We start from the raw sequence: 12822 nt of genomic DNA, 5'->3' as shown, positions 1-12822 counted from the left end.
GGCGTGGGGTGAGGTCATGAGAGCAACCCTCGCACCCGGTCGAGCACGGCAATCGCGATCTTCTCCACGTCGTCACGGGCGTCGAGCACCAGGTAGTGGTCGGGGTCGGCCGCGGCCAGGCCGAGGAACGCCTCGCGCACCCGTTGGTGGAACTCCAGGGACTCACCCTCGATGCGGTCGCGCTCCTCGAACCTGGTCAGGCCGGTGCTCGGCTCCAGGTCGAGCAGCACGGTGAGGTGCGGACGCAGGTCCTCGGTCGCCCAGCGCGCCACCCACTCGAGCTCGTCGACGTCGAGGGCGCGACCCGCTCCCTGGTAGGCGAGCGTGGAGTCGACGTAGCGGTCGGTGATCACCACCTCGCCCCGCTCCAGCGCCGGCCTGACCACGGCATGGATGTGCTCGGCCTTGTCGGCGGCGTAGAGCAGCGCCTCGGTGCGGTCGGCCAGCTCGCCGGTCGCGGGGTCGAGCACGATCCGGCGCATCTCGGCGCCCACCGGGGTGTCTCCCGGCTCGCGCGTCAGCACCACGACATGACCGTCCTCGCGCAGCCGGTCGCCGAGCCGGCGCGCCTGGGTCGACTTGCCGGCGCCCTCGCCACCCTCGAAGCAGACGAACAATCCGCTCTCGGAGTAGAAGCCTGGGAAGTCGCGCACGAGGCGAGCCTACGAGGCGGCGCCGACGATGCGCCGGACCGCCCCGTCACCTTGGTACGCCGTGCGGTGGGTCGCCGACGGCGGTCCCAACCGGCCGGTCGGCGGGGCGTTGCAGACGTCGTCGCCGGGCGCGCAGACCTCCAGCACCCGGGGGCGTACGCCGGCCGGGAACCGGGCGTACGGACCACCGTTGCCCCGGCCGCTCAACGGGCCGGTGCCGAGGGCCAGGGTGTGCACCTGATCGGCAGGGTCGCGGAGCGGGTCGCCCATCAGCACGGCCAGCGCGACCCGTCGCGGGTGGGCCAAGACGACCCGGTGGGCGACCTCGGCACCCTGGCTGTAGCCGACCAGCACCACCCGCCCGCAGGCCGAGCGGATCAGCCGGCTTGCCATCCGCACGCCGGCCGCCACGTCCGCGTCGTACGAAGAGTCAGCGCTGGAGGGGAAGCGCACACCGACGACCCGGGCACCCAGCCGCTCCGCCACCTGGCCCGCCTCCCGGCCGCCGCCGTGGAAGCCGCGGGTCGACTGGCCCTGACCGCGGAAGGCGAGCACCAGCGTGGGGCACGGCGACGAAGGAGGAGCGGAAGGCTCGGGCGTGGGTGCCGTCTGCGGCGCCTGCCCACCACATCCGGTCAGCAGGAGGAGGACCGCAACGAGGAGAGCGCGGCGCACGTCAGCTCTTCTTGGCGGTCTTCTTCGCGGTCTTCTTGGTGGTCTTCTTGGCGCTGGACTTCTTCGCGCCCCGCTTGGCGGTCTTCTTGGCCGGCCCCTTGGCCCGCCGCTCGGCCAACAGCTCGGCCGCCCGCTCGAGGGTGATCGCCTCGACGGAGTCGTCCTTGCGGAGAGTGGCGTTGTACTCACCGTCCGTGACGTACTCACCGAACCGGCCGGCCTTCACCACGACCGGGGCTCCGGAGACGGGGTCGTTGCCGAGCTCCTTGAGCGGCGCCGTCGCAGAGGCGCCCCGTCCACGCTGCTTGGGCTGGGCGTAGATGCGCAGGGCCTCGTCGAGGGTGATGTCGAAGAGCTGCTGCTCGGTCTCCAGCGAGCGCGAGTCGGTGCCGCGCTTGAGGTAGGGGCCGTAGCGGCCGTTCTGCGCGGTGATCTCGGTGCCCTCGCTGTCGACGCCGACCACCCTGGGCAGCGACAGCAGCTTGACCGCCTGCTCGAGGGTGATCGTGTCCAGCGACATGTCCTTGAACAACGAGCCGGTGCGCGGCTTGGCCTTCTTGGGCGCGTCCTCGGGCAGCAGCTCGGTGACGTAGGGACCGTAGCGGCCGTTCTTGGCCACGATCTCCAGCCCGGTCTCCGGATGGGTGCCGAGCGGGATCTCCTCACCGGCCGGGTTGGCGAGGAGCTCCTTGGCCTTCTCGAGGGTGAGCTCGTCGGGCGGCAGGTCGTCGGGAACGTTGGCCTTCTTGGCCGCCGGGGTGCCGTCGTCGCCGGGACCCTCGAGGTAGGGGCCGTACTTGCCGACGCGCAGCGCGATCCCGCTGTCGCTGCCGTCCGGCCCCGGGATCGGGAAGGTGGCCAGCTCCTTGGCGTCGATCTCGCCGAGCTCGGTGACCAGCTCCTTGAGCCCCTCCACCTGGCCGCTGCCGAAGTAGAACTCGGCCAGCTCGGTGTTGCGGTCGCGCCGCCCGCCGGCGATCTCGTCGAGGATGTCCTCCATGCCGGCGGTGAACTCGTAGGACACCAGCCGCGCGAAGTGCTCCTCGAGCAACCGGATCACCGAGAACGCCAGCCAGGCAGGGACGAGCGCGGTCCCCTTCTTGTAGACGTAGCCGCGGTTGAGGATGGTGCCGATGATCGAGGCGTACGTCGACGGCCGGCCGATCTCGCGCTCCTCGAGCTCCTTGATCAGCGTCGCCTCGGTGTAGCGGGCCGGCGGCTTGGTCGAGTGGCCCTCGGCCCGGATCGCCGCCGCGTTGACCGCGTCGCCCTCGCTCACGTTGGGCAGTCGCGTCTCCTGGTCGTCGGTGGCGCTGTCGTCGTCGCTGCCCTCGACGTAGGCCTTCAGGAACCCGTGGAAGGTGATCACCCGACCACTCGCTGAGAAGACGACGTCCTCGCCGGTGCTGGCGACACCACCCAGCCGGATCGTCACCGAGTTGCCGAGTGCGTCCTTCATCTGCGAGGCGATGGTGCGCATCCAGATCAACTCGTAGAGGCGGAACTGGTCGCCGGTCAGGCCGGTCTGGGCCGGCGTACGGAAGGAGTCACCGGCAGGACGGATCGCCTCGTGTGCCTCCTGCGCGTTCTTCACCTTCGAGGCGTAGATGCGCGGGGCGTCGGGGACGTACTCCGGTCCGTAGAGATCACGGGCCTGGCTCCGAGCCGCGGAGATGGCGGTCTCCGAGAGCGTCGTGGAGTCGGTGCGCATGTAGGTGATGAAGCCGTTCTCGTAGAGACGCTGCGCCACCGACATGGTGGAGGAGGCACTGAAGCCGAGCTTGCGGCTGGCCTCCTGCTGCATGGTCGTCGTACGGAAGGGTGCGTAGGGGCGGCGGGTGTAGGGCTTGGACTCCACCGAGCGCACGGCGAACTCGGTGTCGTGCAGGCCACTGGCCAGGGCCTCGGCCCGACTCTTGGTCAGGTGCACGACCTTGGCGTTGGGCTTGAGCTCACCGTCCTGGCCGAAGTCGGAGCCACGCGCCACGCGGGTCTCGTCGACCGAGTGGAGCCGGGCCGGGAACATCCGCTGGTCGTGCTTCTCGCCGGCGTCGAAGGTGCCCTCGAGATCCCAGTACGACGCGACGCGGAACTTCATCCGTTCGCGCTCCCGGTCGACCACGAGCCGCGTCGCGACCGACTGCACCCGCCCGGCGGAGAGACCGGACATCACCTTGCGCCACAGCACGGGACTGACCTCGTAGCCGTAGAGGCGGTCGAGGATGCGACGCGCCTCCTGGGCCTCGACGAGGTCCATGTCGATCTCACGCGGGTTCTCGACGGCCGCATTGATCGCCGCCGGGGTGATCTCGTGGAAGACCATCCGGTGCACCGGGACCTTGGGCTTCAGCTCGTCGAGCAGGTGCCACGCAATTGCTTCACCCTCGCGGTCCTCGTCGGTGGCGAGGTAGAGCTCGTCGGCGTCCTTGAGCAGGCCCTTGAGCTTGGTCATGTGCGACTTCTTGTCGCGGGCGACGACGTAGACCGGCTCGAAGTTGTTGTCGACGTCGACGCCGAGACGGGCCCACGGCTCGCCCTTGAGCTTGGCCGGGATGTCGGCGGCGCTCTGCGGCAGGTCGCGGATGTGCCCGATGGAGGACTCCACGACGTAGCCCCGGCCCAGGTAGCCCTCGATGGTGCGGGCCTTGGCCGGTGACTCGACGATGACGAGCTTGTGTGCCACTTCTCTGTTACTCATCCTTTGCTGCGTTGCACTGAATGCCCCGCGGGGCGACCCGTGGGGCCCCGTCAAGGTAGCGCGTCGCCGCAACGGTCCCTGACACCCGTCCACTGCGGGGTGCCGGGGCCCCGAAGGGGCCGGGATCCCCGGCACTGGTCTACTTCGCGACTTCGGGGGCTCAGTGCTTGCCGTTCCAGCTGTCCCACAGCGCGGCGTAGGAGCCACCGGCGGCGACCAGCTCGTCGTGCGAGCCGAGCTCGGAGATACGGCCGTCCTCGACCACTGCGACCCGGTCGGCGTCGTGGGCCGAGAACAAGCGGTGGGCGATCGCGATGACCGTCCGCCCGTGCAGCACCGCCGCCAGCGATCGCTCGAGGTGACGGGCCGAGCGCGGGTCGATCAGCGAGGTCGCCTCGTCGAGGACCAGGGTGTGCGGGTCGGCCAGCACCAGCCGGGCGAGCGCGACCTGCTGTGCCTGCGCAGCCGTCAACGCCCGGCCGCCCGAGCCGACCACCGTGTCCAGCTCGTCCGGCAGGTCGAGGACCCAGCCGAGCGCGTCCACGGCGTCGAGAGCCTCACGGATGTCGTCGTCGGTGGCACCCGGTGGCGCCGCCAGGGCGAGGTTCTCGCGCAGGGTGCCGACGAAGACGTGGTGCTCCTGGGTGACGAGGGCGACGTGCCTGCGCAGCACCGGGAGTGCCATCTCGACCAGGCCGACGCCACCGAGCTCGACACTGCCCGCCCGGGGCGGGTGGATGCCCGCCAGCAGTCGACCCAGCGTCGACTTGCCGGCACCGGAGGGACCGACCATCGCGATCCGCTCCCCGGGGGCGACGTCGAGGTCCACGCCGTGCAGCACGTCGCGGCCGTCGACGTAGGAGAACCGCACGTCCTGCGCGACCAGCTCCTCACCCTCCGGCTGGTGTCCGGTCACCTCCCGGTCGTCGGGGACCTCGGCCACCCCGAGCAGCCGGGCCAGCGACGCGGCACCGAGCTGGAGCTCGTCGAGGATGGACACGATCCGGTCGACCGGGTCGATCAGCATCTGCACGTAGAGGGTGGCCGCAGTGACGTCGCCCAGCGAGACGGTGCCCTGCATGTAGAGGTAGCCACCAAGGAGGAGTGTGCAGACCGTGGGGATCAGGTAGGACAGCTCCATGCTCGGGAAGAAGACCGTGCGCAGGTAGAGGGTGTACTTCTCAGCGGCGTACGACTCGCTGATGTCGTCGTCGATGGTCGCGATGCGCTCCTCGGCGAGTCCGAGCGCCTCGACGGTGCGCGCCCCCTCGACGGTCTCGGTCAGGGTGGCGTTGATGCGTGAGTACGACGCTCCCTCGCGCAGGTAGCCGTCCTTGGCCCGGGCGAGGTACCAGCGCAGGCCGATGACGAGCGGAGGCAGGCCGAGCAGGCACGGGATCGCCACCCACAGGCCGACGCTCAGCGCGGCCACGAAGGTGACCACGGCGGTCACCACGGCGATGGTCCACTCGGGCAACGCCCAGCGCACCGACCAGCCCAGCTGGTCGATGTCGCGACCGGTGCGGGTGAGCAGGTCGCCGGAGCCGGCCGACTCGACGACGCCGACGGGCAGGGCCAGCGTGTTCGCGACGAAGTCCTCGCGCAGCTCGGCCAGCACCTGCTCGCCGAGCGCCTGGCTGACGTAGCGCGCGTAGCGGGTCAGCACCGTCTGGGCGACCAGGAACGCCGCCAGCACGGCGATGACCCGGTCGACGTGGTGGACGGTGGTGCCCTCCTGCACGGACTCGACGAGGTCGCCGATCAGTCGCGGCGCCGCCAACCCGGCCAGCGCCGCCAGGACGTGCAGCACCAACGCAGTCCAGAGCATCCGGGGGTACTGGCGCGCGATGGTGCGTGCGTAGCGGCGTACGGACCGGCCGTTCGCGACCGGCAGCGACGTGGTGTCCGGCGCCTTCACGACGTCATCGCCTCGGACTCGCGGGTCACGACCATCCGGTAGTCGGGGACCTCGTCGAGCAGGTCCTCGTGGCGACCGGTGGCAACGATGCGTCCCTGCTGGAGGAAGGCCACCTCGTCGACCGCCCCGAGCACCAGCGGGCTGCTCGAGGTCACGACCGTGATCCGGCCGGCACGGTGGGCGCGGAGCCGGGCGGCGATCCGGGCCTCGGTGTGGGCGTCGACCGCGGAGGTCGGCTCGACGAGGACGAGCACCTCGGGGGCGAGGGTCAGTGCACGCACGAGCACCAGCCGTTGCCGTTGCCCTCCGGAGAACGTGCGGCCCTTCTCCGCCACCCAGGAGTCGAAGCCGTCCGGGAGGCCGTCGAGGACGTCGGCGGCGGATGCCGTCTCCATTGCCCGCGCGACGTCACCGTGCCCACTGACGTCGAGGCGGTCGCCGAGGCGGCCGGAGAACAGGGCCGCCGCGGTGTCCGAGACGACGACCCGTCGGCGTACCTCCTCACGGGTGAGGCACGCGAGGGGTACGTCGCCCAGCAGCACGTCGGCGTCGCTCTCGGCGCCGGTCAGTCCCAGCCGCTCGGCCAGGGCGGCCGACTCGTCGGGACGCTCGCTGACGATGGCGACGAGCGAGCCGGGAGCGACCCTGAGACCGGTGCGCAGGTCGCGCAGCGGCGAGCCCACCGGCGGAGAAGCGGAGGGGTGCTCGGGGTCCGGGTGGTCGCTGGTCAGCGCGAGCACGCGGCAGACGCGCTGGGCGGCGACGCGGGCGCGGATCAGCCGGTTGAAGTACTCCGTGGCCGTGCGCAGCGGGATCATCAGGAACGCCGAGTAACCGTAGAACGCGACCAGCTCACCGGCCGAGATCCTGCCCTCGACCGCGTAGCGGGCGCCGATCCACACCACCAGCACGACGAAGACACCGGGCAGGAACACCTGGAGCGCATCGAGCACGGACTGCAACCTGGCCACCTCGACGCCGGCGCGGCGCGTGGTCTGGGACTCACGCTCGTAGCGGCCGTGGAAGACCTGCTCGCCGCCGATGCCGCGCAGCACCCGGAGGCCGGAGACGATGTCGCTGGCCGTGTTGGACAGTGAGCCCATCAGCTCGCGCTGGTGGGTGCTTCGCACCTGGAGCGGCTTGAGCAACGGGCCGACCAGCAGCATCAGCAGGGGTACGCCGATCAGCACGACCAGCCCGAGCGTGACCGAGGTCTGCAGCAGGATGACGGCCACGATCACGAACGAGACGATGGCGCCGGCGAACCGGGCACTGACGTCCATCAGGTTCCCGAGGTGCTCGAGGTCCGAGGTACCGATCGCGACCACCTCGCCCGTCGACACCCTGCGCGGCAGGGTGCCACCCAGGGTCACCGCCTGGCGGCCGACCAGCTGGACGGTGCGGTAGGCAGCGGTCAGCCAGTTGGTGACCGCGAAGCGGTGGCGCATGATGCCGGCGGCTGCTTGCACCAATCCGATCGCGAACATCAGGCCGGCGTACGTCAGCAGCTCCTGGGAGTCCTTCGCCGCCACGCCCTTGTCGATCGCGCGCCCGATCACCGCCGGCAGCACAGCCTGCGCGCTCATCCAGACGATGCCGAACAGCATCCCCAGCACCAAGGTGTGCCACTGGCCCTTGGCCAGCCACCACAGCAGTCGCCCCGCCGACCGGTGGTCGGCGGTGCCGGGATGGTGGAGGGGGAGGTCGCGCACCGCCTCACGCTACGGAGCGGAGCGCTGTCGGCGCGACCGATTTTTCCGGTCCGCCGGACTGCTCTCGGGGGGTGTCGGGCCAGGGACAGCCCGACGACGTGATGCGGTCCGGCCGCAACGGGACTAGCGTGGGGTGTCCTGTTCGACCGGTCGCGGAAGACCTGCAGGCGCGGGGTCTGCAGGTCTTCGACGACCGGCTCAGGACGTCAGGCGCCCCCAACGGGCCGCCAGTCGTTGGCGCAGGGTGCGCAGCATCAGCCTCGGCATCGCGGTCGGGCCGGTCCCGTTGAAGATCAGGAAGTCCGGGAAGACGTGCACGCCTGGTCGCGCGGTGGCTGCCCGGGCGGCGTCGCGGACCGCGAGCAGTCGGTCGGGCGCCAGCTGCAGCGGCGGCTCGTCGGGCTGGTACGTCGTGCCGATCGGATAGTCCCGACCGGGCGTCCGGGTCATCTCGATGTGGCAGCCCATCACGTGGCGCACCGGACGGGCGGCCGCGAGCTCGACGAGTCGCTCGGCGCTGGCGAGGAAGTCGGTCATGTCGTCGGCGTACAGCCGGCCGGGGTAGACGCTGTCGCCGGTCAGCAGAAACCCGGTCCACGGGTCGAAGACCGCGATCGAGGCGGGGTGGTGACCGGGGATGCCGGTGACCTCCAGCACGCGCCCGCCGAGGTCGAGCTGCACCACCTCCTCCGGCCAGGACGCGAACCCGAAGAACTGCTGGACGGCCATCGGGTCGTGCCCGACCACGGTGGTGTCGGCCCGGCTGGCGAACTGTTCGTCGGCGGCGACGTGGTCCCCGTGGGCGTGGGAGTGGGCGACGACCAGGTGGTGGTCCGGTCGTCCGTTCCGCGCCTGCCACGACGCGAGCAGCCGGTCGACGGTCTCGCGCAACGGGAACACCGCCGGGTCGGGCGTGGCACCGGTGTCGAACAGCACCGCGCGGTCGTTGCCCATCAGCAGGTACAGGAAAGGCGCCTCGTAGTGGGTGCTCTTGCTCTGCCTCAGGATGATCGTGTGCTCGTCGTACTCGTGGACCTGGATGGGTGGCCCCGGATCCGCCCCGCCACGCGGAACGCCGTGGCTCCACTCGACGTCGAGGTCACCTGCGACCGGTGCTCCGTGTGCGAAGTCCACCAGCGGCTCAGGATAGGTCGAGGAAACCCTCGGTGATGAGGTCGCGCACCACGGGGAGGTACGACGCACGCAGGTCGGCCGGGTCCTGGTCGAGCAGCTGGCCCAGGGCAGCGAGGATCTGGTCGGTCGTGAGCTCGCCGTCGCAGGCACCGACGAGGGCCGCCTCGGCGGTGTCGACCTGCCGGGCCCGGCGTACGAGTCGCTGCTGGCGGAGCACGATCTCCGAGGGGTCCTCGGCCCCCGGGGCGCCGTACGTCTCCTGCCGGAGGTCCGGACGGGCGACCAGCCGGGCAGCCCCGAGCCGGTCGTCGTCCCACCCGCGGAGCGACTCGATGCGGGTGAAGAGATCGGTGACCTCCGGACCGATGGGCTGCTCGACGTCGTACGGCCAGTCCTCGAAGCGCAGCGTCGGGTCGCCGGTGAGCACGCGACGGAGGTTGATCCAGCCGAAGCCGACCGCCTCCGCGCCCTGCTCGTCGAACCAGGAGAGCCAGGTGTCGTAGCGCTGGTGGTACTCCGGCCCGCCGTGCAGACCGGCGTCCTTGAGCCACAGCTCGACGTACGTCGGCAGGTCGACGACCTCGCGCTGCACGACCCACGCGTCGCAGCCGTCGATCCAGCCGGCCAGTCGTTCGTCCCACGGCTGGTCGCGGGTGATCATCCAGTTGGCCAGCACCTGCGCCGTACCGCCCACGGTCAGCAGGTCGGGGACGCCCCGGACGATGTGCTCGACCACGCGGTCGCCGGGCAGTCCCGAGTCGCGGTAGACCAGCTGCTCCCCCGTCGCCGGGGAGATCACGAACGGCGGGTTGGTCGCGACCAGGTCGAACTGGTTGTCCGCGACCGGGTCGAAGAAGCTGCCCTCGCGGACCTCGATCCGGTCGGCCACCTCGTTGAGCGCGGCGTTGAACCGGGTCAGCCGCAGCGCCCGCTTGTTCACGTCGGTAGCCAGGACCCGGTCGGAGTGGGAGGCGAGGTGCAGCGCCTGTACGCCGCAGCCGGTGCCGAGGTCGAGGGAGCGGGCGACCGGCTCGCGGACGGTCAGCTGGGCCAGCGAGGTCGCGGCCGAGCTGATGCCCAGCACGTGGTCGGCGGAGACGCGGTTGGGCTGCCCGTCGAGACCGGGGGTGAGGTCGCTGGCCACCCAGAGGTCGAGGTCGTCCGCGGCATAGGGGCGTACGTCGACCCGCGCGCGGACCTCGCCGACCGATCGCTCGAGCAGTCCGGCGGTGCACAGCGGGTCGAGCAGCCCGGGCAGTGCCTGTTCGACCCGGCTGACCGGCACGGTCGCCTGGAGCAGCCAGAGCCGGGTCAGCGTCTCGACAGGTGTTCCGCCGGTCGTGGCCCGGAGGCCGGGGAGGGTCTCGTTGCGCGAGAGCGCGGTGTGGGCCGTCGTACCCAACGCCGCGGCGACGCCGTCGTAGGTGAACCCCGCCCCGACCAGCGCCGCCCTCAACCTGGCCGCCAACCCACTCTCGTCCACCACACCGCGCACGCTAGCGGCCCCCGTCAATTCGCCGACCGGGCACTTGTGGTTGGGCAGAAAGCACTGACCGGGCAGTTTCGGTTGGACGAACCAACCAGAACTGCCCGGTCAGGGTGCTCGGGGCAACCAGAATTGCCCGCTCGGCGGAACTAGACGGCGGCCTGCGTGGGGGCGGGCGCGTCGTCGGTCATCACGTTGGCGCGGCGCTTGGAGACGATGACCGCCACCGCGATGATCGCGGCCGCCACGAGGGCGATCAGGATCCGCAGCGCGTCGTTCTCGTCCTTGCCGACGCTCATCGAGACGACTGCGCTGGCGATCAGCAGGGAGACCAGGTTCATCACCTTGATCAGCGGGTTGATCGCCGGGCCGGCGGTGTCCTTGAAAGGGTCACCGACGGTGTCACCGATGATGGTGGCCTCGTGCGCCGGCGAGCCCTTGCCGCCGTGGTGGCCGTCCTCGACCAGCTTCTTGGCGTTGTCCCAGGCCCCACCCGAGTTGGCCAGGAAGATGGCCATCAGGGTGCCCGTACCGATCGCACCGGCGAGGAAGCCGGCCAGGGTCGCGACGCCGAGGCCGAAGCCCACGGCGATCGGTGCCAGCACCGCCAGCACACCCGGGGTGACCAGCTCGCGCAGCGAGTCCTTGGTGACGATGTCGACGACCTTGCCGTACTCCGGACGGCCGGTGCCCTCCATGATCCCGGGGATGTCCCGGAACTGGCGGCGCACCTCGAAGACCACTGCCCCGGCCGCGCGGCCGACGGCGTTGATCGCGAGGCCGGAGAACAGGAAGACCACGGCCGCACCGAGGAGCACGCCCACCAGGACGGCGGGGTTGAACACGAAGAAGTCGGCGAGTGAGAAGTCAGTCGCCCTCGACTTCACGATCTCGTCGAGCACCGACGTCGCGTAGGACCCGAACAGCGCGGTCGCCGCGAGCACCGCCGTGGCGATGGCGATGCCCTTCGTGATGGCCTTGGTGGTGTTGCCGACCGCGTCGAGCTCGGTGAGGATCTGGGCCCCCTCCGGGCTGACGTCGCCGGACATCTCTGCGATGCCCTGAGCGTTGTCGGAGACCGGACCGAAGGTGTCCATGGCCACGATCACGCCGACGGTGGTGAGCAGGCCACAGCCGGCCAGCGCCACCGCGAACAGCGAGATCGTCAGCGAGCCCGTGCCCAGCAGGAAGGCACCGAAGACGGCGGCTCCGATCACGAGGGTCGTGTAGACCGCGGACTCGAAGCCGACCGAGAGGCCGGAGAGGATCACGGTGGCCGCGCCGGTGAGCGAGGTCTTGCCGACGTCCTTGACGGGCGTGTACTCGGTGCCGGTGAAGTAGCCGGTCAGGGCCAGGATGCCGGCCGCCATCACGATGCCGATGACCACCGCGGCCGACGCGATGATGCGCGGGTCGCCGTCGGGTGCACTGGTCGAGATCAGGTCGAGGGCGTTCTTGGTGACGCCGTCGAAGTCGGCGAAGCTGCTGGGCAGGTAGATGAACGCCAGCACGATCGAGGCGACGGCGCCGACGGCAGCCGAGATGTAGAAGGCGCGGTTGATCGTCTTCAGACCGTTCTCACCGGGCCGGGGCACCGTGAGGTAGACACCGAGCACGGCGGTCAGGGCACCGATGGCCGGGATCAGGAGCGGGAAGACCAGGCCCTTGTCGCCGAAGGCCTGCGAGCCGAGGATCAGCGCGGCGACCAGCGTCACGGCGTACGACTCGAACAGGTCGGCCGCCATGCCGGCGCAGTCCCCCACGTTGTCGCCCACGTTGTCGGCGATGGTCGCGGCGTTGCGCGGGTCGTCCTCAGGGATGTTCTGCTCGACCTTGCCGACGAGGTCGGCGCCGACGTCGGCGGCCTTGGTGAAGATGCCGCCGCCGACCCGCATGAACATGGCGAGCAGCGCGGCACCGAAGCCGAAGCCCTCGAGCACGTGCGGCGCCTTGTCCTTGAACGCCAGCACGACGACGCTGGCGCCCAGCAGGCCGAGGCCGACGGTGAGCATGCCCACCATGGCGCCGGTGCGGAAGCCGATCTTCATGGCCGGGTCACGACCCACCGAGTTGGCGGCCGCCGCCACGCGCAGGTTGGACTGCACCGCGAGGGACATGCCGAGGTAGCCGACGGCGCCGGAGAAGCCGGCACCGAACAGGAACGCGATCGAGCGTCCGATGCGCACCCCGATGTCGTCTGCGGGAAGCGCGAGCAGGGCCACGAAGGCCACCGCGGCGAAGATGCCGAGCGTCCGGAACTGACGCGTCAGGTAGGCGTTGGCGCCCTCCTGCACGGCATGCGCGATGTTCTTCATGTTGTCCGTGCCCTCGTCGGCGGTGAGGACCTCGGTACGGAACATCCAGGCCATCGCGAGCGCGGCGAGCGCGATCACGGCGACGACGATGACGAGTACGAGGTTGGCGCCTTCGAGTTGCACGACTGCGGGGTGGAGCCCGGTCATGATTCTCCTCGGGGATCTGTCTGGGGATGACAGCCGCGGAGTCTACGTGTCACAGGACACAGCGCAGTGACCGGGTTCACACAC

At 70.6% G+C, this 12822-nt stretch carries 8 protein-coding genes; all 8 read right to left on the bottom strand.

Annotation, left to right across the window (positions count from 1 at the left end; all coding sequences use genetic code 11):
• Positions 1–14: 14 nt before the first annotated feature.
• The 8 genes from tmk to H976_RS0117390 all read right to left on the bottom strand — a co-directional run bounded on the left by tmk (position 15) and on the right by H976_RS0117390 (position 12738).
• Entirely contained in the window at positions 15–653 is a 639-nt protein-coding gene (tmk, locus tag H976_RS0117425; protein ID WP_027862581.1) for a dTMP kinase, read from the bottom strand.
• 9 nt (positions 654–662) lie between these two features.
• Positions 663–1328: a cutinase family protein gene (locus H976_RS0117420; RefSeq protein WP_081682995.1), complete on the bottom strand. Its 666-nt coding sequence runs from the start codon at positions 1326–1328 to the stop codon at positions 663–665.
• 1 nt (position 1329) lies between these two features.
• Positions 1330–4026, bottom strand: coding sequence for a type I DNA topoisomerase (gene topA / locus H976_RS0117415; RefSeq protein WP_036227104.1), 2697 nt, complete (start codon positions 4024–4026; stop codon positions 1330–1332).
• Between the two features lie 160 nt (positions 4027–4186).
• Positions 4187–5944, bottom strand: a complete 1758-nt coding sequence (locus H976_RS0117410) for an ABC transporter ATP-binding protein (protein WP_027862578.1) — start codon at positions 5942–5944, stop codon at positions 4187–4189.
• Positions 5941–7656, bottom strand: coding sequence for an ABC transporter ATP-binding protein (locus H976_RS0117405; protein WP_027862577.1), 1716 nt, complete (start codon positions 7654–7656; stop codon positions 5941–5943). The genes H976_RS0117410 and H976_RS0117405 overlap by 4 nt, the downstream gene beginning before the upstream one ends.
• A 198-nt stretch (positions 7657–7854) precedes the next feature.
• Positions 7855–8790, bottom strand: coding sequence for an MBL fold metallo-hydrolase (locus tag H976_RS27045; RefSeq protein WP_196804131.1), 936 nt, complete (start codon positions 8788–8790; stop codon positions 7855–7857).
• 7 nt (positions 8791–8797) lie between these two features.
• Positions 8798–10276: a methyltransferase gene (locus H976_RS0117395; RefSeq protein ID WP_081682994.1), complete on the bottom strand. Its 1479-nt coding sequence runs from the start codon at positions 10274–10276 to the stop codon at positions 8798–8800.
• 149 nt (positions 10277–10425) lie between these two features.
• Positions 10426–12738, bottom strand: a complete 2313-nt coding sequence (locus tag H976_RS0117390) for a sodium-translocating pyrophosphatase (RefSeq protein WP_027862575.1) — start codon at positions 12736–12738, stop codon at positions 10426–10428.
• Between the last annotated feature and the right edge of the window lie 84 nt (positions 12739–12822).

Source organism: Marmoricola sp. URHB0036, from assembly GCF_000426045.1.
Classification (GTDB): Bacteria; Actinomycetota; Actinomycetes; order Propionibacteriales; family Nocardioidaceae; genus Marmoricola.
The sequence above is the reverse complement of the archived record's forward strand: the minus strand, read 5'-3'. Positions and strand labels throughout refer to the sequence as shown.

Excerpts from the sequence above, each read along its gene's own strand:
- topA (WP_036227104.1), bottom strand. The coding sequence starts at position 4,026 with ATGAGTAACAGAGAAGTGGCACACAAGCTCGTCATCGTCGAGTCACCG.
- H976_RS0117390 (WP_027862575.1), bottom strand. The coding sequence starts at position 12,738 with ATGACCGGGCTCCACCCCGCAGTCGTGCAACTCGAAGGCGCCAACCTC.